Source organism: Streptomyces sp. URMC 126 (assembly GCF_051386555.1).
Lineage (GTDB): Bacteria > Actinomycetota > Actinomycetes > Streptomycetales > Streptomycetaceae > Streptomyces.
On sequence record NZ_JBPQTX010001047.1, the window covers coordinates 1 to 257 of the forward strand.

The 257-nt window shown below is 78.6% G+C and carries 1 protein-coding gene; it reads right to left on the reverse strand.

Annotated features, from left to right (window positions below):
• Nucleotides 1–257: hypothetical protein (locus tag ACSNOK_RS35035; protein WP_436784738.1), on the reverse strand; the 257-nt coding region annotated here is incomplete at both ends.

A 257-nucleotide genomic window follows, 5' to 3' on the forward strand; every position in this document is an offset into this window, starting at 1 on the left:
GGGTCGGGGCCGCTGACAACGACGCCGAGCGCCGGTTCGGCTCCCGCTCCCGCCCCGGCGCGGACCGCGCTGTCCCCGGAGGCGCCACCGGTGATCGCCACCGCGCCGTCGGTGTCCGTACGGAACACCCGGGCTCCTCCCGCCCGGAGCGCGGCCACCGTACGGGGCGCGGGGTGCCCATACGGGTTGTCCTCGCCGCACGAGATGAGGGCCACCCGCGGCCGGGCCAGCCGCAGCAGGCCCGGGTCCTGGTACGC